Origin of the sequence: Mesorhizobium sp. B2-4-6, from assembly GCF_006442775.1 — a bacterium.
In the GTDB taxonomy this organism is placed as follows: Bacteria; Pseudomonadota; Alphaproteobacteria; order Rhizobiales; family Rhizobiaceae; genus Mesorhizobium.
The window spans coordinates 771,614-792,630 of the sequence record NZ_VFVI01000002.1 but is presented as its reverse complement, the minus strand read 5'-3'; the positions used below and the strand labels follow the sequence as shown (position 1 = coordinate 792,630).

The 21,017-nt window shown below is 66.0% G+C and carries 17 protein-coding genes; 8 read left to right on the top strand and 9 right to left on the bottom strand.

Annotated features, from left to right (window positions below):
* Positions 1-3 precede the first annotated feature (3 nt).
* From hydA to FJ957_RS09755, 6 genes are read left to right on the top strand one after another with little or no spacing between them, the layout of a single operon-like run.
* Entirely contained in the window at positions 4-1,434 is a 1,431-nt protein-coding gene (gene hydA / locus FJ957_RS09780) for a dihydropyrimidinase (protein ID WP_140830784.1), read from the top strand.
* Complete coding sequence (locus FJ957_RS09775; protein WP_140830782.1) at positions 1,419-2,333, top strand: nitrilase-related carbon-nitrogen hydrolase; 915 nt, start codon at positions 1,419-1,421, stop codon at positions 2,331-2,333. The genes hydA and FJ957_RS09775 overlap by 16 nt, the downstream gene beginning before the upstream one ends.
* Before the next feature lie 7 nt (positions 2,334-2,340).
* Positions 2,341-3,660, top strand: a complete 1,320-nt coding sequence (locus FJ957_RS09770; protein ID WP_140830781.1) for a Coenzyme F420 hydrogenase/dehydrogenase, beta subunit C-terminal domain — start codon at positions 2,341-2,343, stop codon at positions 3,658-3,660.
* Positions 3,657-4,817, top strand: coding sequence for an FAD-binding oxidoreductase (locus FJ957_RS09765; RefSeq protein WP_140830779.1), 1,161 nt, complete (start codon positions 3,657-3,659; stop codon positions 4,815-4,817). Before FJ957_RS09770 ends, FJ957_RS09765 begins: the two co-directional genes overlap by 4 nt.
* Complete coding sequence (locus FJ957_RS09760) at positions 4,814-6,097, top strand: Zn-dependent hydrolase (protein ID WP_140830777.1); 1,284 nt, start codon at positions 4,814-4,816, stop codon at positions 6,095-6,097. Before FJ957_RS09765 ends, FJ957_RS09760 begins: the two co-directional genes overlap by 4 nt.
* On the top strand, positions 6,094-6,759 hold the full coding sequence (locus tag FJ957_RS09755) for an isochorismatase family cysteine hydrolase (protein ID WP_140830776.1): 666 nt from the start codon (positions 6,094-6,096) through the stop codon (positions 6,757-6,759). Before FJ957_RS09760 ends, FJ957_RS09755 begins: the two co-directional genes overlap by 4 nt.
* Here the strand turns inward: FJ957_RS09755 and FJ957_RS09750 are convergent.
* From FJ957_RS09750 to FJ957_RS09710, 9 genes are read right to left on the bottom strand one after another with little or no spacing between them, the layout of a single operon-like run.
* The gene (locus FJ957_RS09750; RefSeq protein ID WP_140830774.1) at positions 6,744-8,234 is read right to left on the bottom strand and encodes a D-aminoacylase; all 1,491 of its coding nucleotides are present in this window, start codon (positions 8,232-8,234) and stop codon (positions 6,744-6,746) included. The genes FJ957_RS09755 and FJ957_RS09750 overlap by 16 nt on opposite strands.
* 12 nt (positions 8,235-8,246) lie before the next feature.
* On the bottom strand, positions 8,247-9,788 hold the full coding sequence (locus tag FJ957_RS09745) for a trimethylamine methyltransferase family protein (RefSeq protein WP_140830772.1): 1,542 nt from the start codon (positions 9,786-9,788) through the stop codon (positions 8,247-8,249).
* 20 nt (positions 9,789-9,808) lie between these two features.
* On the bottom strand, positions 9,809-10,777 hold the full coding sequence (locus FJ957_RS09740; RefSeq protein WP_140830771.1) for a D-2-hydroxyacid dehydrogenase: 969 nt from the start codon (positions 10,775-10,777) through the stop codon (positions 9,809-9,811).
* A 7-nt stretch (positions 10,778-10,784) separates the two neighbouring features.
* On the bottom strand, positions 10,785-11,693 hold the full coding sequence (locus FJ957_RS09735; RefSeq protein ID WP_140830769.1) for a dihydrodipicolinate synthase family protein: 909 nt from the start codon (positions 11,691-11,693) through the stop codon (positions 10,785-10,787).
* Entirely contained in the window at positions 11,690-12,277 is a 588-nt protein-coding gene (locus FJ957_RS09730; RefSeq protein WP_140830767.1) for a hypothetical protein, read from the bottom strand. The genes FJ957_RS09735 and FJ957_RS09730 overlap by 4 nt, the downstream gene beginning before the upstream one ends.
* Positions 12,278-15,133 carry a 2Fe-2S iron-sulfur cluster-binding protein gene (locus FJ957_RS09725; protein WP_140830765.1) on the bottom strand — a complete coding sequence of 952 codons (2,856 nt, stop codon included), beginning with the start codon at positions 15,131-15,133 and terminating at the stop codon, positions 12,278-12,280.
* Complete coding sequence (locus FJ957_RS09720; RefSeq protein WP_140830763.1) at positions 15,130-15,396, bottom strand: sarcosine oxidase subunit delta; 267 nt, start codon at positions 15,394-15,396, stop codon at positions 15,130-15,132. Before FJ957_RS09720 ends, FJ957_RS09725 begins: the two co-directional genes overlap by 4 nt.
* Positions 15,397-15,398: 2 nt before the next feature.
* The gene (locus FJ957_RS09715) at positions 15,399-16,640 is read right to left on the bottom strand and encodes an FAD-dependent oxidoreductase (protein WP_140830761.1); all 1,242 of its coding nucleotides are present in this window, start codon (positions 16,638-16,640) and stop codon (positions 15,399-15,401) included.
* A 7-nt stretch (positions 16,641-16,647) separates the two neighbouring features.
* Entirely contained in the window at positions 16,648-18,045 is a 1,398-nt protein-coding gene (locus FJ957_RS09710; protein ID WP_246685795.1) for an MmgE/PrpD family protein, read from the bottom strand.
* A gap of 170 nt (positions 18,046-18,215) precedes the next feature.
* Here FJ957_RS09710 and FJ957_RS09705 point away from each other — a divergent pair, with 170 nt between their 5' ends.
* Both FJ957_RS09705 and FJ957_RS09700 read left to right on the top strand, forming a co-directional pair.
* Positions 18,216-19,103 carry a LysR substrate-binding domain-containing protein gene (locus FJ957_RS09705; RefSeq protein WP_140830759.1) on the top strand — a complete coding sequence of 296 codons (888 nt, stop codon included), beginning with the start codon at positions 18,216-18,218 and terminating at the stop codon, positions 19,101-19,103.
* A gap of 184 nt (positions 19,104-19,287) precedes the next feature.
* Positions 19,288-20,943, top strand: coding sequence for an ABC transporter substrate-binding protein (locus FJ957_RS09700; RefSeq protein ID WP_140830757.1), 1,656 nt, complete (start codon positions 19,288-19,290; stop codon positions 20,941-20,943).
* Positions 20,944-21,017: the final 74 nt, after the last annotated feature.

Sequence of the window (21,017 nt, the reverse complement as noted above, 5' to 3'; positions counted from 1 at the left end):
CCAATGCATGAGCTGGTGATCAAGGGCGGGCGCGTGGCGCTCGACGACGGCTGGGCCGAGTGCGACGTCGGTATCGACGATGGCCGCATCGCCTCCATCGGCAAGGCCCTTTCCGGCGAGAAGGCGATCGATGCCGGCGGCCGCTGGGTGATGCCCGGCGGCATCGACGCGCATTGCCATCTCGACCAGCCGGCCTGGGGTGGAGCCGGCAATGCCGACGATTTCTATTCCGGTACGATCTCCGCCGCTTTTGGCGGCACGACCTGCATAGTCCCGTTCGGCATGCCCGGGCAGGATATGACGACCGTCGGCGCCATGGACCGCGCGCTGGAGCGCGCGGCGGGACGCACGGTGATCGACTACGGGCTGCATGCCGTGGTCACCATGGGCACCGGCGCGGATGTCGAGGCTCAGCTTGGCGCGCTCGCCCAGCGCGGCATCGCCTCGGTCAAGCTGTTCATGACCTATCAGGGTTTCGCCGTTGACGACGACCTCTTCTTCAAGGTTCTCGATACGGCAAGGCGGTTGGGCTGGATCGTCATGGTCCATGCCGAGAACGACGCCGCGATCCGGCGCACGCGCCAGCGGCTGATCGATCTCGGCCGCATCGACATCCGCTATCACGTCGTTGCCCACAGCGAGACGATGGAGCGCGAGGCGACGCATCGCGCGCTGGCCTTCGCCGAGATGACCGGCGCGCGCATGACCATCGTGCATGTCTCGTCCTGGCAGTCGGCCGAGGAGGTGGCGCGGGCAAAGATGCGCGGCGTCGACGCTATCGCCGAGACCTGTCCGCAATATCTCTTTCTCGGCGCGGCCGATCTCGATCGCTCGGCAATCGATGCGGCGCGCTTCGTCTTCTCGCCGCCGCCGCGCTCGCCGCGCAGCCATGAGCATCTGTGGCAAGAGCTGATCAATGGCGGCATCGACCTCTGGTCGTCCGATCATTCGCCATATTATTTCGCCGACAAGATCGGCCGCTCCGAGACACCCGGTTTCACCACGACGCTGAGCGGCATTCCCGGCATCGAGACACGTCTGCCGCTGCTGTTTTCGGAAGGGCTGCTCACCGGTCGCCTGACGCTCGAGCGCTATCTCGACCTCACTTCGCGCAATGCGGCCTCGATCTACGGCTTCGCCGACCGCAAGGGCAGTGTCGCCGTCGGGCTCGACGCGGACCTGGCGCTGTGGGATCCGACGGCGCGCTGGACGCTCGGGCACAGGGCGCTGCATTCGCGCGTCGACTTCACGCCCTACGAGGGCAGGGTTGTCACCGGCAAGCCAAGCACCGTCCTGGTGCGCGGCGTGCCGGTGGTCGCCGAGGGCAAGCTGCAGGCGGAGCCGGGCTTCGGGCGTTTTGTGGCACGCACCGCCGCCGATCCGGCGCATCTCAGAAAACCAGTCGAGGATTGGACACCATGGCTCGATGCCTGACCATCGCCGTTTGCCAGACCGGACCGATCCAGCGCACCGCCACGCGCGCCGAAACGGTCGGGCGCCTGGTGCATCTCCTGGAGAAGGCTGCTTCCGCCGGCGCCGAGATCGCGGTGTTTCCAGAAATGGCGCTCACCACTTTCTTCCCGCGCTGGCGCATCGACGACCAGGCCGAGATCGATGCCTTCTTCGAAGCCTCGATGCCGGGGCGGGAAACGCAACGGCTCTATGATGCGGCGGCGCGGCTGAAGGTCGGCTTCGCGCTAGGCTATTGCGAGCTTGCGCAGGAAGAGGGCCGCACGCGCCGTTTCAACACAATGGATCTGGTCGGGCCGGACGGCGCCTTCATCGGCCGTTACCGCAAGATGCATGTGCCGGGCTCCAGCGAGCCGGCGGCGGGCACGACCACGCATCTCGAACGCCGTTACTTCGAACCGGGCAATCTCGGCTTTCCGGTCTTCGACTATCGCGGCGTGCGCGTCGGGCTTGCCATCTGCAACGATCGCCGCTGGCCGGAAACCTATCGCATGCTCTGCCTCAACGGCGCCGAGGTGGCGTTGCTCGGGTACAACACGCCGCTTTTGCTCGACGAAGCGCCGGCGCTGGCGCATCTGAGAATGTTCCACAACCATCTGCCGATGCAGGCCGGTGCCTACCAGAACACGCTCTGGGTCGCTGCCGCGGCAAAGGCGGGCCTGGAAGATGGGCAGGCGCTGATCGGCGGCTCCTGCATCATCGCGCCGACCGGCGAGATCGCGGCATTGGCGATGTCGCTCGACGACGAAGTCATCGTCCATCGCGCCGATCTCGATCTGATCGAGGTCTGCCGGAAGGTGAATTTCAACTTCGCGCTCTATCGCCGCCCCGATCAATACAAGCGCATCTCGGAACCGGTCTGAGGCCGCGATGGGCCTCGTCGAAACCAGTCACAACCAGGCCTCGATGCCGCCGTCGGTCGAGCCGCTGACGCTCGGCGAGATCGTCGAGAACGGCCTTTGCATCGGCTGCGGCCTCTGCCGTTCGATCGCAGGGGCGGGCCACATCGACATGGTGATGACGCCGGAGGGGCGCGAGCGGCCCGTGGCGTTGCAGGAATTGGACAAGTCGACATTGGCGAAGATCAACGCCGTGTGTCCGGGAACCCGGATCGCCGGTCCGATACAGGCGCAACTGCATGAGGCAAAGCTGTCGGACCCTGTCTGGGGGCCTGTCGAGCGGCTGGCGCTTGGCCGCGCGGGCGACCCCAAGGTTCGGTTTATTGGCTCCGGCGGCGGGACGCTGACGGCGCTCGGCCAATTCCTGCTCAGTTCGGGACGGGTCAAGTTCGTGCTGCATGTCGCGGCATCGCAATCCATGCCGATGCGCACGGAACGCAAGCTGAGCTTCGACGCCGCCTCGGTGCTCGAAGGCGCCGGCTCGCGCTATGGGCCGGCGGCGACCCTGGTGGATTTCAACGACATTCTCGACCGCGGCGAGCCTTTCGCGCTGATCGCCAAGCCCTGCGACATCACCGCCGTGCGCAATCTGGCGCGGCTCGATCCGCGCGTCGACGAGCATATGCGCTATGCGCTCGCCTTCGTCTGCGGCGGCGCCTCGGAGCTGACCAAGTCGGAACAGGTGCTGCAGCGTTTTGGCCTCGGCGAGGACGAGCTTGCTCTCTTCCGCTACCGGGGCCATGGCAATCCGGGACTCAACCGCATCGAAACTCGAGACGGCCGCGCCTTCGAGATCAGCTACCGGCAGCTCTGGGAAGACGAGGACAAATGGATGATCCAGCCGCGCTGCAAGATCTGCCCCGACGCGATCGGCCAGGTGGCGGATATCGCGGTATCGGATTCCTGGCTGAATGGCGGACCGGCCGTCGAGGATGAGCCGCTCAACGGTATCATCGTGCGCACCAAGCGCGGGCTGGAGCTTTTCGACGCCGCGGTCGAAGCCGGCGCGCTGGAGATCAAGCGCGAGAGCGGGATCGCCGAGATCAGCGAATTGCAGTCGCATCAGGTGCGCAAACGCCGCGCGGTCTGGGCGCGGCTGAAGGGTATGGAGATCGCCGGCAAGCCGGTGCCTTTCGTCACCGGTCTCGCCTTGCGCGAATGCGCGTCGCAGAATTCAGCGGGCGAGAATCTGGCCGAGGGACGTGGCGCCCGCGATCGAGCCCGGCGCGGCCGCCTGGGCGAGCCGCCTGCGGTGGCACGCGAAACAGTTTCAAAGGATGGGCAACCATGAGCGAGCAGACCGACGTGATCGTCATCGGCGGCGGCATGGCCGGGGCCGGTGCTGCCTTCGAGATTTCACGCACTTCGAAAGTCGTGCTGCTCGAGCGCGAGAGCCATTGCGGCTACCACACCACGGGACGTTCGGCCGCAAGCTTCACCGAGAACTACGGCAATGGCGTCATCCGCCGCATCGTGCTGGCAAGCCGGGCGTTTCTCACCGAGCCGCCGACAGGTTTTTGCGATTATCCGCTGCTCAGCAAGCGCGGCATGATCACCGTGGCGCGCGCTGATCAGCTTGATCTGCTGCGCGAGGATCTGGAGGCGGCGCAGGCGCTGGTGCCATCGATTGTGGCGATGACGCCGGCCGAAGCGATCGCGCGCGTGCCGGTGCTTCGCGAGGACTATCTGGCCGGCGCCTACATCGAACCGCATTCGATGGATATCGACGTCAATGGCCTGCACCAGGGGTTCTTGCGCGGAGCGCGCGCGCGCGGCGCCCGCATCCTCACCAAGGCCGGCGTGCGAGCCATCGGCAGGCAGGGCGGGCAATGGCGGGTCGAGACGGAAGCGGGAACATTCCTTGCACCGTTGATCGTCAATGCGGCCGGCGCCTGGGGCGATGAGATCGCGGCGATGGCCGGAGTGCGTCCGGTCGGCCTGCAGCCGAAACGTCGCACCGCCTTCAACATTCCAGCGCCGGCCGGTCTCGACATTAGCGACTGGCCGCTGGTCAACGATGTCGGCGCGGAATTCTATTTCAAGCCGGATGCCGGGCAGCTCTTCGTCTCGCCGGCCGATGCGACACCGTCGGCGCCGATCGACGCCTTTGCGGAAGACATCGATGTCGCGGTCGGCGCCGAGCGTCTCGAACGGGCAACGACGATCGAGGTGCAACGCGTGTCGCGCTCCTGGGCGGGTTTGAGAACGTTCGTCGCCGACGGCTCGCCGGTGGTCGGTCCGGACGACGAGTTGCCGGATTTCGTCTGGCTGGTCGGGCAGGGCGGCTACGGCATCAAGACCTCGCCGGCGTTGTCGCGTGTCTGCGCCAGCCTGATCGCCGACGGCGGGCTGCCCGACGATGTCGCCAGGCAAGGCGTTTCTTTGGACGATCTGACGCCGCACCGGCTGCGCGGCACCGAGGACGAAGCTCGACTGGTTGGTTCATGAGCAAGGCCGCACTGACAGCCGGTGGCAAACTGGCGGGACGCATCCTGGACGCGCTGGCCGAAGCTACGACGGACGCGCCGGGAATCACGCGCGTCGCCTACGGAGCCGGCGAGCGCTTCGCCCATGATCTCGTGCGCAAGGAGGCGGAAAAGCTCGGCGCTGTCGCGCGCGTCGACGCTGCCGGCAACCTCTATCTGACGCTGAAAGGCCGTGACCCGGATTTGCCGGCGATCTTCATCGGCTCGCATCTCGACAGCGTGGCGCATGGCGGCAATTTCGATGGCGCCGCCGGCGTCGTGGCCGGGCTCGCGGCAATGGCCGAACTGGTCGGGCAAAATATCCGCTTGGCGCGCGATCTCATCGTGCTGGCGACTCGCGCCGAGGAAGCGGTCTGGTTTCCGCTCTCCTATCCCGGCAGCCAGGCGGCGCTTGGCCTGCTCGATCCGCAGGCGCTCGAAGCCAGGCGTTCCGATAGCGGCCGTATGCTGGCCGAGCATATGCGCGAGGAGGGTTTCGACCCCGACGCGGTGCGACGCGGCGTGCCAGGCATCGATGCAGGCCGGATCGCTGCCTTCGTCGAGCTGCATATCGAGCAGGGGCCGCGCCTGGTCGCCGCCGGAGCGCCGGTCGGCATCGTTACGGGTATCGCCGGCGGCTTCCGCTATGTCGACGCGAAATGTCTTGGCGCCTATGCCCATTCCGGCGCCGAGCCGCGCTTCGCCCGCCATGACAGCGTGCTGGGCTTTGCCGATCTGGTTGCGGGCCTTGAGGCAGAGTGGGACGCGCTCGAACGCGACGGCCACGAGGCGACGATCACCTTTGGCCGCGTGCAGTCCGATCCGACACAGCATGGCGGCAGCCGTGTGCTTGGCGAGCTTGGCTTCACGCTGGATGTCCGCAGCGCCGAAGCAGCCGTTCTGGATCGCATCGAAAATCGGCTCCAGACCATTTTCGCCAAGGTGGGCGCCACGCGCGGCGTCACCTTCGAGCCCGGGTCCCGCTTCACCTGGGAACCGGCGACCATGTCGCCGAACCTGATCGGCAGGCTCGACCGTGCGGCCGCCGAACTGCAAATCCGCGCCCCGCATGTGCCGAGCGGGGCCGGGCACGATGCAGCCACATTCGCCGGCGCCGGCATTCCGACCGCGATGCTCTTCGTGCGCAATGAGAACGGCAGTCATAACCCGCATGAAGCGATGGAGATCGCCGACCTCGATCAGGCAATCCGGCTGCTCCTGCGTTTCGTCACCGATTTCGACAACTCACCGGACCAGCCATGAACCTCGCCAAGACTGCCTTGCTCGTCATCGACCTGCAGAATGAATACCGTCCCGGAGCGGCCTGGCCGGTCGTCGGCTACGACGCCGTGCTCGCCAACGCTGCCGCGCTGATCGAGGCCGCGCGCAAGGCGGGCGTGCCCGTCATCCATGCGCAGGCGTGGGTCAAGCCGGAAGAGCGTGAAGGCTATGCGCGGCAGGAAGAGATACTGACCGAGGAATTCCGCTCGGCGATCGCGGGCAGCGACGGCGCCGCGATCTGCGCCGAGGTAGCGGCGCAGCCGGGCGATATCGTCATCCACAAGCACTGGCCGAGCGCCTTTCGGCGAACCGAGCTTTCGCAACGGCTCGCCGCGCTCGGCATCGAAAATCTTGTCGTCGCCGGCGTGCTGACCGACAGCTGCGTGACCGAGAGCGTGTTCGATGCGGTCTACCAGGGCTTTCGCGTGTGGCTGGTGAAGGAAGCCTGCGGCAGCATGACGGAGGCGATGCACCGCACCGGCATGCTCGACATGGCGAACCGGCTCTATGGCGGCGGTATATTGCATCTGCCCGAAGCCCTGAAGGCGCTGACCGGCCAGTCCTTCGATGGCTGGCGCTGCACGCGGCCGGTGGAATTCGCCTACACGCTGGAGAGCGTCGACCGGATTTACGAGGCGCTGTGATCGGCGCCGCAGCCGCACGCGCCTCTGACGACCGTTTTTGAAGCCAAAGGCTTGAGAACCGCGCCGGGCAGCGCTCCGGTCGCCATGCCGCCGCGCCAGACCGAGATGCCGTTGACGAAGACATGTTCGATGCCGGCGGCGGGTCGGCGCGGCTCCTCAAAGGTGGCGGTGTCGATGACCGTCTTGGCATCGAAGATGACGAGGTCGGCGAAATTGCCTTCGGCCAGAATGCCGCGCTCTTGGATGCCGAATTCACGCGCGGGCAGGCCGGTCATGCGGAACACGGCCTCCTCCAGGCTGAATAGCCCGATGTCACGCGCGTAGTGCCCGAGCACGCGTGGAAAGGTGCCCCACAGACGCGGATGTGGATGGATGTCGTGCGGCAGGCCGTCCGAGCCGATCATGGTGTGCGGATGCGCGATGATGTTGCGGACGTCGTCCTCGTCGAGCTGGAAATAGACAGCACCTGCCGGCAGCAGACGCTCACCGGCCTCACGCTCGGTGCAGTTCCATTCGCGGGCGATGTCGGCAATCTCGCGCCTGGCCATCTCAGGATGCGGATCGGACCAGGTGACGAGGATCTTCAAGCCGGTGTCGCAGCGCTCCAGCCGGAGCACCGTCGAGCTCGCGGCATAGGGATAGACGTCCATGCCGATGTCCATCGTCTCGCGCGCCTGGTCGATCCTTTCCAGCGAGGGCCGGCTCTTGCCGAAATTGGCGCGGCCGGTGCACTGGTGGTGTGAGATGAACAGCTTGCCGCCGGCATGGTCGGCAATGTCGATGGCTTCCTCGATCGCCTCGTCCATAGTCTCGAAATAGTTACGGGTATGGGTGACGTAAGGGCCGCTAAGGCCGGCCGCCGTCGCGGCGAGCGCCTTCACTTCCTCGGTCGAGGAATTGACGGCCGGCGGATAGTCCAGCCCGGTGCTCAGGCCGAAAGCGCCTTCGGCCATGGCTTGAGCCACGGCTTCCTGCATCAGCGCTGTTTCGGCCTCGTTGGCGGGGCGGTCGGTCACCGGCATGCAGCGCTGGCGTAACGTCGTGTGGCCGACGAGCAGGGCCGCGTTGGTGGCGATGCCGCAGCGTTTCAGCTCGGCGACATAGTCGGCAAAGCGGTCGAAACGGAAATTCTCGCGACCGCCGACCAGCGTGAAGGGCGGTGGCGGCGTCCTGTCGAGCAGCAGCGGCGCCAGGCTGACGCCGCAATTGCCGGCGATCACCGTCGTCACGCCCTGGCTGATCTTCGGATCCATGCCGCGCGGTGTTAGCAGCGCGCCGTCGTCATGGGTGTGCACGTCGATGAAGCCGGGTGCGACCACCTTGCCCTTTGCATCGATTTCCTCGATGCCCTGCGCGTCTTCCAGCCGGCCGATGGCGGCGATCCGGCCCATCGTGACGGCGATATCCGCCTCGAAGCGGTCAGAACCGTCTCCGGAAATCAGCGTTGCGCGGCGGATGAGGAGATCATAGGGCATTGGGCGGCTTTCCTAGCTTTCCGGGTTGGCGGCGATCTCCTCGCGGCGGCGCGCGACATAGGCGTCGAGCTCTTCGCGGATCGCGGGGTCCATCGCCGGTTCCTCGTAGTCGTGCAGGGCCTGCTGCCAGAGCTCGGTCGCCCGCTCCAGCGCATCCTTTCCGCCCGCTTCTTCCCAGGCGCCATGGTTCTGCCAGTTGGACAGCATCGGCTGATAGAAGGCGGTGGTGTAGCGCGACATGGTGTGCTCGGCGCCGAAGAAATGGCCGCCGGCCGGCACCGACTTGATCGCCTCGAAGCCGAGATCGTCCTCCTGGAATGGCAGCGGCCGCAGGAACTCCATCATGTTCTGCAGGATCTCGACGTCGAGCACGAGTTTCTCGTAGGACGCCGTCAGCCCGCCCTCCAGCCAGCCGGCCGCGTGGTAGATCAGGTTGGCGCCGCCGAGAACCGCGCCCCATGTGGCCATCTCGGTCTCGTAGGCGGCTTGCAGGTCGACGACATTGGAAGCGTTCGCGTTGGAGGTGCGGTAGGGCAGGTTATAGCGCCGCGCCAACTGCCCGGCGATGATGTTGGCTTTGGCGTTCTCCGGCGTGCCGAAAGCCGGCGCGCCCGACTTCATGTCGACATTGGAGGTGAAGGCGCCGTACATCACCGGCGTGCCGGGATTGACGAGCTGCGTCAGCACGACGCCGAACAGCGCTTCGGCGTTCTGCTGGCAGAGTGCCGCGGCCAACGTCACCGGCGTCATCGCGCCCATCAGAGTGAAGGGCGTGACGGTCACCGGCTGGCCGTGCTCGGCCATGGCGATCAGCCCTTCCGCCATCGCATCGTCGAATAGGCGCGGCGAGTTGATCGAGATGATCGTCGTCACGCCCGGCGAGGCGCGCATCTCCTCGACGCCGATGCCGCGGGCGATCGCCATCATGTTGATGCCGTCCATCGCCCTGGCGCGGCCGATCGCGGTGCAATGGAAGGAGAGATCGCTGAGCGTCAGATTGGCGTGGTAGGTGTCGAGATGACGCGCATTGGCCGGCAGTTCCATCGGCGCCACCACCTGGTTGCCGATGATGTGGATGGCGTTGAAGTGGTGCGCCAGCCGGATGAAGTTCTGGTAGTCGGGAAGACTGCCCTGGCGGCGGCCATTGATGCGGTCATGCACGTTGGGCGGGCCGGCGACCAGCCCGAAAACCAGCGAATTGTCGCCGAGATGGACCTGCTTTTCCGGGTTGCGGCTGGTCAGCGTGAAGGACGACGGCGCGTTGCGCAGGGCCTCGGTCACCAGGCATTCATCGATCCTGATGGTCTTTTCCTCGCGATCGACGATGGCGCCGGCAGCGGCGAACAGGTCCATCACCTTCTCGCTCATGACGCGGATGCCGAGCTCCGACAGGATGCGCATCGAGGTCTTGTGCAGCTGTTCCATACGCTCCTCGTCGAGAAGCTGCATGGGCGGGTAGGGGTTTTTCACGCTCTGCCAAGGCAGTTGCGCGATGCCACCACCGCTGCGCCCGAGTTTCGATCGGCGACCGCCGCCACGCCTGTCCTGTGACATAAGTTTGTTCCCTTCCGGCTTCAGTACCCGCGCTCCGGATTGACCGCGTTCTCCAGCGGCTCGCCTTTGCGGTAGCGCGCCAGATTGTCGGCGAACATGCGCACCGATTTGATGTCCCAGCCGTCATAGACCGCCGCGCAATGCGGCGTGACGGCGACGTTGTCGTAGGCCCAGAGCGGATGCTCGGCCGGCAACGGCTCGGTGGCGAAAACATCGAGCGCCGCGCCCTTGATCTGCTTGTTGTCGAGCGCGCCGAGCAGTGCGGCTTCCTCGACGACGCCGCCGCGCGAAATGTCGATCAGGACGGCGGAAGGCTTCATGGCGGCAAAGGCGGCCTCGCCAAGCAGGCCGCGCGTTGTGGGCAGCAATGGCACGCAGCAGACGATGAAATCGGCGCGGCCCATCAATGCCAGCAGCCCATCTGGACCGTGCACCTCGTCGAGCGCCGGCATGGCTTTCGGTCGCGCGCGGATGCCGAGCGCGCGCATACCCATTGCCTGCGCGCGGCGCGCGACGGCCTCGCCGGTCTTGCCAAGGCCGAGGATAAGGACGGTCTTGCCCTCGATCGGCTCAACGTGGCCGCCGCCCCATTGGCGGGTCAGCTGCCGACGCTCGAAACCGCGCAGGTCGAGCGAGAAGGAGAGCATCGCGCCGAGCGCATATTCGGCCAGCATGCCGGCGGCGACGCCGGCCGAGTTCGTGACGGTCACATGCGCAGGATCCCAGCGCCCGAGATGGTCGGTGCCGGAGCCGCCGATCGACACCCATTTCACCGTCGGGCTCTCGACGAGCGCCTGGCGCGGATAGCGCGGCGTGCCGTCGAAGCGGATCGAATAGACCACTTCCGCGGCGGTCCGCTCGATCAGCGCGGGAAGACCGGCATAGGTGTCGCAGGCATGGACATCGAGGTCCGGATGCGTTTCGGCGAGCACGGCAAGCGCGCCGGCCGGCTTGTCGGTGTGCAGGATGACGGTTGGGCGCGCCGACATCGCGACCTCACTTGCCGCCGATATGGTCGGCGGCGCTGCCGAGGGCGGCAAGCAGCGCCTGGCCGTTTTCCAGCGTCGCGTTCTCATGCGGCGCGCGCAGGTTCAGCCAGCGCCGGTCGCCGGACTTGACCGCAAGCACCGCCTTCATCGCCGGGATCAGCCCGGCATCCTGGATCACCTTCCGGAACGCCTTGATCGCGGCATCCGCCTCCGCGACGTCCTCGCCCTTCCGGGCCGCGTCATAGAGGCGGCGGATGGCGGCGGCGTTCAGATTGACGGTGGCCGAAATACAGCCTGCAGCGCCGCTGGCGAGACCCTTGGTGAGCTGCGCCTCCGAGCTCGGAAAGACCGAAATACCGGGCGCGGCGGCGATGACGGCGGCCGTGTTGTTCCAGTCGCCGGCGCTGTCCTTGTAGGCGACCACCGTGTCCGGAAAGGCCTTGCTCAGCCTGGCCGTCAGGGCGGGGCTGACCGGCACGCCGGAGTTTTGCGGGATGTGATAGAGGATCACGCGCATCGACGGCTTTGCCACCTTCTCGATCAGTTCGCTGTAGTAGCGCGCCTGACCGTTGTCGCCGGCGCCGGTGTAGAAGAACGACGGCAGCACCATGACCGCGGCGCAGCCGAGGCCAACGGCATGGGCCGATAATTCGACCGTTTCCGGCAGCGCGGTGACGCCGGTGCCGGGCATCAGCCGGTCCGGCGCGATGCCGGCCTCGACCAGCCATTCCAGCGCCTGCATGCGCTCGCGCAGGGAGACAGACAGCGCTTCGCCCGTCGTGCCGAAGGGCGAGAGGAAATGCGCGCCCTGGCCGAGCACCCATTTGGCGTGGGAAATCCAGAGATCGCGCGCGATGCGGCCATCGTCTTCGAACGGCGTCAGGATCGGGGCGATGGTTCCGTGCGGGCGGGTCATGAATGTCCTCTATGCTGGTCTATGTGGCCGGCCATCGCCGCGACGGCGCGAGCGAAGTAGGCCGAGGCGGCGATGTCGAAGAGTATGTCGAAACCTGCCGGCGAACGAAACGTCACGGCCTCGATATGGCCGACGCGCGTCTGTGCGATATCGTCAGCACCGAATTTTTGGGGTCTCAGGTCCAGCGCGCAAAGACTGCTCATCGCTTCGGCATGGCGAGGACCGGAAAGGCGCATCCACGCCCAGCCTTCCTCGCGCCATGAGGAGTAGCCTTTCGGCGCCGCCGCGACATGCCAGGTGTTTTTGAAGTCGGCGACCGTCTCGCCGGCGTCCTCGGCGAGAAGCAGGATGTCTTCGTTGCCGAGGCGAAGGACCCGCATGCCGCGATGGTCGCCGATGCGATTGACGGCCGGCAGCGTGACGCCTTGCGCGGCGAGCCAGGCGGCGCTGCCGCCGCCTTTCAGGCCGAAGCGCGGCTTGTCTGCAAGATCGCTGAGCGCGACCGCGCCGGAAATCAGCTTCGTGCCGGCGGCCGCGCCGCCGGGCATGAAGGGGTAGACGCGTGTCGCGGTGCCGGCGGCCATCTAGATCTCCTGCCGCGCGTTGGTCGGGTCGAAGAAGGCGTGAGCGACGACCGGCGCCTCGACCAGCTCGCCATTGCGGCACTTCACCGTCACGCGGCTGCCTTCCGCCTGGTCGTCGACATGGACATAGGCGAGCGCGATATGAGCCTCAAGCGACGGCGAGTATCCGACCGATGTGATCTGGCCGACAGGGGCGCCGGCGCGCAGCACCAGGCAGCTCTCGCCGGGAATGTTGCGGCTGCCGGCGGGGAATTGCAGGCCGACCAGCTTGCGCGTCTGCCCGAGCCTTGCGCGCATCTCGATGGAGCGCTTGCCGACGAAGAACGGTTTCTTCTTCGAGACCGCCCAGCCGAAGCCCAGCTCGTCGGGCGTGGTGATCGCATCCGTGTCCTGGCCGATCAGGATATGGCCTTTCTCCAGGCGCAATATGCGCGACGCCTCCAGCCCATAGGGACGCAGGCCATGTGGTCCGCCCGCCGCCATCACCGCGTCCCACAGGCTGGACGCCAGGCTCGAAGGGCAATGCAATTCGTAGCTTAGCTCGCCCGTGAAGCCGATGCGCATGACCCGCATCGGGATGCCGCCGACGACGCCTTCGCGGCCGCTGAGATAGGGGAAGGCGCCGCGGCTGAAATCGATGTCGCTGTCCAGCGCCTCAAGCACCAGGCGCGCCTTGGGTCCGGTGACGTTGAGGCCTGAAAACGCGCCGGTCAGGTTGAGCACGTCGACCTTCAGCCGCCATTCGGCATTCCAGAACAGCATGTCGGCATAGACGCGCGCGACCGCGCTGGTGGTCGCCGTCACATAGAACTGGTCCTCGGCCATCCGGTAGGCGACGCCGTCATCGATCACTGAGCCCATCTCGTTGAGCATCAGGCAGTAGCGGACGCGGCCGGTGGGCTGGTTGGCATGCGCCATCGTGTAGAGGCGGTCGAGAAATTCACCGGCGTCCGGTCCGCGGATCTCCAGCTTGCCGAGCGTGGAGACGTCGAGCAGGCCGACGCCTTCGCGCACGGCGAGGATTTCCTCGCGGACAGCTTCCTCGGCACTGCTTGCGTCGCCATAGTAGTAGGGCCGCCACCACGCGCCGACCGGCTTCATCGCAGCCTTCAGCGCGATGTGTCGCGCATGCAGCGCCGTGCGGCGCTCCAGCGCCTCGTGATGGCCGGCGAGCACGCCGAGCGTTTCCGGCCCCACCGGAGGACGCGCCGTGGTGATGCCGATCTCGCCGACCGTCCTACCGGTCGCCTCGGCGACGATGCGGGCCGTCGCAAGGGCCGAATGACGTCCCTGGCTCGGGCCCATGCCGACCGTGGTGAAGCGCTTGACGAGCTCGATCTCGCGATAGCCGTCCCTGGTCGCGTTCTGCAGATCCTTGACCTGGAGGTCCTCGTCGAAGTCGACGAAGTCGCGTCCCTTGGGATCGGCGACGACCGGCTGCACATAGCGTGGCCGAGCGCTCTTCGGCGTGACCGGAGGTTCTGCCGCCACCGCATGGCCGAGCCGCGAAAGCGCTGTTGCAGCCGCATGCCGGCCGCTGGCGATTGCGTCCTGCAACTCGTCCGTTCCGGCAACGGCGCCGGCGAGTTGGACGGGACCTTCCGGGAGCGTGATCGTCATCGTTTGCGTGCCGGCATCGTAGCCGACCTTGCCGCCGGCCTGGCACGGCAACTGCCATGCCGGCGCCTGGCCGACCGAAACGGCCAGCAGGTCGCAGGCGATCCAGTTTCCGCCGACACGGACACGGGCGAGATGGCGGTTTCCGGCCGTGCCTTCCGCCGCCTCGACGGTTGCGCCTTTCCGGACGGCGACACCCTTGCCGCGGAGTTCGGCCTCCAGCGGGCCGGCGTCGCCGGCCGATCCCGGATCGACGAGCTCGACGACCGATACGCCTGCGTCCAGCAGATCGAGCGCCGTCCGATAGCCGTCTTCATTCGCGGCCAGAACCACGGCGCTGTGACCGGGCCGCACGCCATAGTGCCGGATCAGCCGCTGGGCAGCGCCGCCGAGCATGATTCCCGGCAGGTCGTTGTTGCGGAAGACGGCCGGCTGGTCGATGGCGCCGGTCGCCAGGATCACCTCGCGGGCGCGTGTGCGATGAAGCCGATTGCCTTCGATCAGCGGCAGCCAGTTGTCTTCGTACCAGCCATTGCAGACAGTGCCGGTCAGCACCTTGAGATTGGGCAGCGCCTCTAGCCGCGATGACAGGCCGGAAAGGGTGGCTGGATCGCAGCGGCCGTAGCTCAGCGAGCCGCCGACCTCGGGATTCTCGTCGCACAGCACAACATCGGCTCCGGCCTCTGCGGCGGCAATCGCGGCGCTCAGTCCCGCCGGGCCGGCACCGACGACGAGCACATCGCAATGCAGATGCGTCTTGTCGAAATGCCGATGCGGAGCCTTGGTGTCGACCACGCCCAGGCCTGCCTTGCGGCGGATGATCGGCTCCCAGAATTTCAGCCAGCTGTCGCGGCGCGGACCCATGAAGGTGCGGTAGTAGAAGCCGACCGGCAGGAAGCGGCCGAACCTGTCCATGACGGCGTCGCGGTCGCGTTCGAGCGAGCCGTTGACGTTCTGCGCGCTGACCCGCAGCCCTTCGCTGATCGGCGTGCGCTCAGCGGCGGCGTTCGGCTCCGACGGCAGTTGCACCAGCGCGTTGGCGTCGGCCCCGGTCATCGACAAGATGCCGCGCGGGCGATGGTATTTGAACGAGCGCGACAGCACCCATTGACCGGAAGCGGCGAGTGCGCTGGCGATGCTGTCGCCCTCATAACCTTCGAACGGTTTGCCTTCGAACGTGAAGCGGATGCGGCGGCTTCGATCGATCCGACTTCCGAAAGGCGCGGGCAGCCGGTTCATGCGCGATCCCGCTGCTCGGACGCATCGAAGGTGCGGATGATCTCGTTGCTGACGAGATCGCGCTCGGCCAGGAAGAAATAGTTGCTCGGCACGTGCCGCCACCACTCGACCACGATGCCTTTGCGGTTTTCGGCGCGGAACAGGTGCCGCGACCATTCCCTGTCTGCGGTTGCGTTGGGATCGGGCCGCGCGCGCACCGGTCCGAAGGACTGGAACTCGTCGATGTTGCGCGGGCCGTTCATCGGGCAGGTCAAAAGCTTCATCGTCAATGGCTCGCGGCGGTCGCGCCCATTTCATTGAGCGGCCTGAAGGTTTCGAACCGCTCCAATGCAAATGGTTTCAGGATGTCGGGCACACGGCCGTCGGCGATGGTCTGTGCCATGCGTTTTCCAGCGACCGGCGTCGCCTTGAAGCCCCATGTGCCCCAGCCGCAGTCGAGCCACAGATTGGCGAGCGGGCTCGCGCCCATGATCGGGCTGTAGTCCGGCGTCATGTCGGTGATGCCGGCCCATTGCCTCAGCAGCTGCACGCCCTGCAGGAAGGGGAAGAGGTGGACGGCGCCTTCGGCGAGGTGCTCCTTCATGTCGAGTGTCGAGCGCGTCGAGTAGAGCTGGTAGGGATCGGAGCCGCCGCCGATGACGACCTCGCCGCGCGACGACTGCACGAGGTAGGTGTGCAGCGAAACCGACGAGACCAGCGTGTTGAGCCAGGGTTTCAGGGGCTGGGTCACCATCGCCTGCAGCGGATAGCAGCGGATGGGAAGCTCGACGCCGGCCATCAGCGCAACGTCGTAGTTCATGCCGCCGGTGGCGACCAGAACCTGGCCGCAGGCGACGCGGCCCCTGTTCGTCTTGACGGCCTGGACCCGGTCGCCGACGACCTCGAAGCCCAGCACCTCGGTGCGTTGGTGGATCTCGACGCCGCGCCGCGACGCCTGGGCGGCGTAGCCCCAGGCGACGGCATCGTGGCGCGCCGTTCCGCCGTCGGCATGCCAAAGCCCGCCGAGGATTTCGAGCGGGCCGCCATAATCCATATTCAGAAGCGGACAGAGCTCCTCGACGCCCTTCTGGTCGACGACCTCGGTGCGGGTGCCCATGTGCTTGCCCATTTCGGCGCGCATGTGGAAACTGCGCATCGTCGCCTCGCTATGCGCCAGCGTGAGCTGGCCGCGCTGCGAGAACATGACGTTGAAGTCGAGCTCCTGCGACAGGCGCTCGAACAGTTCGACGCCTTCCTTGTAGAAGGCGATGCCTTCCGGCGTGATGTAGTTGGAGCGGATGGTGGTGGTGTTGCGCGCCGTGTTGCCGCCGGCGAGATAGCCTTTCTCCAGCACCGCAACGCTCTTTATGCCGCGATATTTGGCAAGATGATGCGCGCAGGACAGTCCATGCCCGCCGCCGCCGATGATGACGACGTCGTAGGCCGGCTTCAACTCGGGCGTGGCGGGGATGTCGCCGCTGACCGGATAGTCCCTGCTGAGACCGTATTTCAGAAGCCTGAAGGGCATTGCGCGCTCAGCTCAAAGTCTTGGGAGGATCGTAGAGCAGCGCCGAGAGATCGGAGAAGCGGCTGTCGCGGTCGTTGAGCGAGAGCACCGCGTTGCGGATCGCCGCGGCGCGGCCGGATCCGAGCACTGGTGCTGCGAACTGCATGTATTTGGCCTCGACGTCCTGCGCCGTCATCGGTGCTTCCGGGCCGCCGCGCGCATGCACGTCGCCCGACGCCAGCACGCGTCCGTCCGTGGTCGAGATGACGACGTCGGCCCAGCGGCCGGCCGGGAAGCGGGCGGTGTGGCGCTCGGATTCGGTCACCGCGATGCGGGTGAGCATGTCGGCGACCGCGGCGTCGGCGAGCCCGGCGCCGGAAATATGCCCGAGCCCGATACGCCCATGGATGATGAAGGTAGCGACGGCGAAGCGCAGGCTGTATTGCGCCTTCGAAGTCGTGTCCGGCATGCCGTCGAACAGCGTGGCCGCATAATGGAAGCTGTTGACCTGGACGCGGGCGATGTCGGACGGAGCGAGATTGTGCGCCTGGCAGAGCCCGCGCACCGCGTCGATCGCCGCATGCGCCCAGCGGCAGATCGGGTAGGGTTTTACATATTGGTGCAGCGCCTGCCAGAAGACGCCGAGATCCTGCCAGTGCGTCGCGACGTCAGGCGCTTCCACCGTGATCGCCGGCGCGCCGGTGAAGCCGCGCTCGGCAAGCACCGCCGCCGAAAGGCCGATGAGGGCTCCGGGACCGGAGCCGTCATGCAGCATCGTCGGGGTGGCGATCTCGCGCATCATCTGGCTGCGCGGGCCGTGATACTCGGCAATGCCGAGCGCTTCGCGCAATTGCGTTTCATCGAGCCGCCGCAGCCGCGCCGCCACGGCAGCCACGCCCAAGGCGTTCCAGGCGCCGGAGGTATGGTAGTCGCTCACCGTCGCATGCAAGGCGATGCCGGCCCGGCCGGCAACTTCGTAGCCGATCACCAGGGAGGCCAGCGCCTCCGGCCCGGTAAGGTCGGGCCTCGCTTCCGCGAGCGCGGCAAGCGCCGGCACGACCGCGACGCCGATATGGCCCTTGGTCGGGCTGTAGCCGTCGTGGCCGTCGAGATTGTCGGTCTGCGTGGCGACGGCGTAGGCCGCGCCGGCAATGCTGGCGCGGCGTCCGTCGAACAGCATGCGGGCCGAATATTGCGGATCGCTTGAACCATAGAGCAGCACGGCGGCGTCGCGCGCGATCCGGCCCGCGTCCATCGGCCCGGCCGCGATGGCGATGCCGAGTGTGTCGAGCAACAGGTAACGCGCCTGTGCCAGCACCGGTTGGGGAAAGACGGAAGCGGGGCGCCGCAGCACGAAATCGGCGAGGCGCGTGAACGTATCGGAACTGACGACAGGCCCCTCACGCCGGTATGACGGCACAGCCACGCGCTAATCTCCCCTGTCTCTCCACAACATCAATAAATTGGGTTCATCGCGCAAGCACGCGATTAGTTTGGCGGCTTTGACCAAAAATATTGATGCCATGTCGCTTGTCTGCGATTGAATGGCCGGTTGCCCATGCGATAGCTATGGCGATCGTGGAGCAGGAGACCCGGATGAAGCCGCCGCCCCCGTTGAATTATATCCGCTCGTTCGAGAGCTCGGCCCGCCATTTGAGCTTCACCACGGCGGCCAAGGAACTGGGCTACACGCAAGCGGCGGTCAGCACGCATGTGCGTGCCCTCGAACATTATATCGGCCGGCAGCTGTTCATTCGCTATCCGCGCAGCCTGAAGCTGACCGAGATGGGGGAGGCGTTCCTGCCGACCTTGCGCCAGGCGCTCGACCAGATCGACCAGGCGACCGAGGCGATCGTCGCGTCCTCGCGCAACCGCACGGTGGTGGTTTCCTGCCCGATGAGCCTTGCCGAAAACTGGCTGGCCGGCTGCATGGCCGCCTTCCGCAAGAAGCACCCCGAGATCGAGATCGTGCTGCACGGCACGATCTGGGAAGACTTGAGCGAGCAGATCGCCGACATCACCATCTCGACGCGGCGCTTCGACGACAGGCCGCCTTCGGCGATCCCGCTCTGGAACGACGAACTGGTCCTGCTCTGCGCTCCCGCCGTGCTCGAGGGCGAGCATGCGCTGAAGACGCCGCAGGACATGCTCAAGGTGGACTGGATCTTCGTGCATGGCCGTCAGGAATATTGGCAGGTGGTGACCGATGCGCTCGGCGTCGACCTGGAGGAGCACGACAAGGGCCTGTCGACCAATGCTTCCAACATCGCGCTCGAGCTTGCCGCCATGGGGGCCGGCCTCGTCGCCACGCAGCGCTCGCTTGCGCATGCCTATATGCGCCGCGGATTGCTCGTCGAGCCGTTTCCGATCCGGCCGCCAAGTCCCTGGAACTACTATCTGACCGAGAGCCAGTTTTCGAAGGGAAACATAGCGCGCACGGTCAAGGAGTGGATCCTGTCCAGGGCCAGGGAAGACGCCGCCTAAACGCGGCAGCGCCGTCGCCTTCAAAAATTTGACGGGCCAATGGCATTGTTTTTTTAGGCCTTCAAGGCCGGCTTTCTGCGGTTTGTGAAAGGCCGAGCCCTTCCGGGATTTTTGCATCGCCCCTAACATGCGTAACCGCAAGGGGAATGTAACGGGCGGAAAAGCCCTGAACCGGAGAACAACGATGACAATGTTCAAGAGCAACGGTGACCGCGTCCCGACGGTCATCGAAAGCTACGCAGCCGAAGTCAAAAGCGGCCGGATGGACCGCCGCGAATTCCTGGCCATGGCGAGCGTGATGGGCGCTTCCACGGCGCTGGCCTACTCGATGGCGGGGATCGAGCCGGCCAAGGCCGCGGCGATCGTGCCCGGCAAGAAGGGCGGCATCCTGAAGATGCAGATGATCATCAAGGATATGAAGGATCCGCGCGCCTGGGACTGGTCGGAAATCGCCAATGTCATGCGCCAGTGCAACGACTACATGATCCGCTACACCACCGATTTTACCTTCGAGGGCCACCTGGTCGAAAGCTGGGAGGTGAGCGATGACGCCATCGAATACACGCTGCATCTGCGCAAGGGCGTGAAATGGTCGAATGGCGACGACTTCAACGCCGACGACATCGTCCATAATATCGAACGCTGGTGCGATAAGGCGGCCGAGGGCAATTCGATGGCCGGCCGCATGGGCTCGCTGATCGACCCCGCCACCAAGAAGGCGGCCGCCGGCGCCATCACCAAGATCGACGACCACACGGTGAAGCTGAAATGCAACCAATCGGACGTCACCATCATTCCGGGTTTTTCCGATTACCCGGCGGTCATCGTCCATCGCGACTTCGACAAGAACGGCGCCGACATGCTCAAGACGCCCGGCACCGGCCCGTATGAACTGATCTCCTACAAAGTCGGCGAGTCGGCTTCGGTGCGGCGGCGCAAGGACTTCACCTGGTTCGGCGGCGAGCCCTATCTCGATGGCGTCGACTGGACCGACTACGGCTCGGATGCGTCCAACCCCGCCATCGGCAGCGCCTTCGAGGCTGGCGAGATCGATTGCAACTACCAGACCGTCGGCGGCACCGTCGACCTCTATGACAGCATGGGCCTGGTCAAGGAGCAGGTGGTCACCGCCGGCACGATCGTGCTGCGCACCAACGTGACCAACAAGCCTTACGACGACAAAAGAGTGCGCAACGCCATCCAGCTCGCGGTCGACAACGAGACGGTGCTCAAGCTCGGCTATAGCGGCTTGGGCCAAGTTGCCGAGAACCACCATGTCTGCCCGATCCATCCGGAATATTACGCGCTGCCGAAAGTCCCGCGCGACCTCGCCAAGGCAAAGGCGCTGATGGCCGAGGCCGGCCAGACGGACCACGTGTTCGAGCTCATTTCCTATGATGCCGACTATGTGAAGGATCCGGCCGACGTCGTTGCCGCGCAGATGCGCGACGCCGGATTCAAGGTCAAGCGCACCATCATTCCAGGCTCCTCGTTCTGGAACGACTGGACGAAATATCCGTGGTCGACCACCGACTGGGGCATGCGGCCGCTGGGCGTGCAGGTGCTGGCGATCGCCTATCGCAGCGGCGAGGCGTGGAATGAGTCGGGCTACGCCAATCCGGACTTCGACAAGAAGCTCAACGCGGCTATGGCCATCGCCGACCCCGAGAAGCGCAAGGAACTGATGAAGGACGTCCAGTTCATCCTGCAGGACTCAGGCATCCTCGTCCAGGCGTTCTGGCGCTCGCTCTACCGTCACCACGCCGCTTACGTGAAGAACCTTGGCATGCATCAGACGTTCGAACTGCAGCTGGATAAGGTCTGGCTGGACAAGGCCTGAAGCGGTCAATCGCGACAAGTATCTCAGGGGCGCATGTTGCGCCCCTGAATTCGCCGGCGACTGTGATTGCCCAG

Bases quoted from the DNA above. Each gene is read 5' to 3' on its own strand.
- hydA (WP_140830784.1), top strand. From the start codon at position 4: ATGCATGAGCTGGTGATCAAGGGCGGGCGCGTGGCGCTCGACGACGGC.
- FJ957_RS09775 (WP_140830782.1), top strand. From the start codon at position 1,419: ATGGCTCGATGCCTGACCATCGCCGTTTGCCAGACCGGACCGATCCAG.
- FJ957_RS09770 (WP_140830781.1), top strand. From the start codon at position 2,341: ATGGGCCTCGTCGAAACCAGTCACAACCAGGCCTCGATGCCGCCGTCG.
- FJ957_RS09765 (WP_140830779.1), top strand. From the start codon at position 3,657: ATGAGCGAGCAGACCGACGTGATCGTCATCGGCGGCGGCATGGCCGGG.
- FJ957_RS09760 (WP_140830777.1), top strand. From the start codon at position 4,814: ATGAGCAAGGCCGCACTGACAGCCGGTGGCAAACTGGCGGGACGCATC.
- FJ957_RS09755 (WP_140830776.1), top strand. From the start codon at position 6,094: ATGAACCTCGCCAAGACTGCCTTGCTCGTCATCGACCTGCAGAATGAA.
- FJ957_RS09750 (WP_140830774.1), bottom strand. From the start codon at position 8,234: ATGCCCTATGATCTCCTCATCCGCCGCGCAACGCTGATTTCCGGAGAC.
- FJ957_RS09745 (WP_140830772.1), bottom strand. From the start codon at position 9,788: ATGTCACAGGACAGGCGTGGCGGCGGTCGCCGATCGAAACTCGGGCGC.
- FJ957_RS09740 (WP_140830771.1), bottom strand. From the start codon at position 10,777: ATGTCGGCGCGCCCAACCGTCATCCTGCACACCGACAAGCCGGCCGGC.
- FJ957_RS09735 (WP_140830769.1), bottom strand. From the start codon at position 11,693: ATGACCCGCCCGCACGGAACCATCGCCCCGATCCTGACGCCGTTCGAA.
- FJ957_RS09730 (WP_140830767.1), bottom strand. From the start codon at position 12,277: ATGGCCGCCGGCACCGCGACACGCGTCTACCCCTTCATGCCCGGCGGC.
- FJ957_RS09725 (WP_140830765.1), bottom strand. From the start codon at position 15,133: ATGAACCGGCTGCCCGCGCCTTTCGGAAGTCGGATCGATCGAAGCCGC.
- FJ957_RS09720 (WP_140830763.1), bottom strand. From the start codon at position 15,396: ATGAAGCTTTTGACCTGCCCGATGAACGGCCCGCGCAACATCGACGAG.
- FJ957_RS09715 (WP_140830761.1), bottom strand. From the start codon at position 16,640: ATGCCCTTCAGGCTTCTGAAATACGGTCTCAGCAGGGACTATCCGGTC.
- FJ957_RS09705 (WP_140830759.1), top strand. From the start codon at position 18,216: ATGAAGCCGCCGCCCCCGTTGAATTATATCCGCTCGTTCGAGAGCTCG.
- FJ957_RS09700 (WP_140830757.1), top strand. From the start codon at position 19,288: ATGACAATGTTCAAGAGCAACGGTGACCGCGTCCCGACGGTCATCGAA.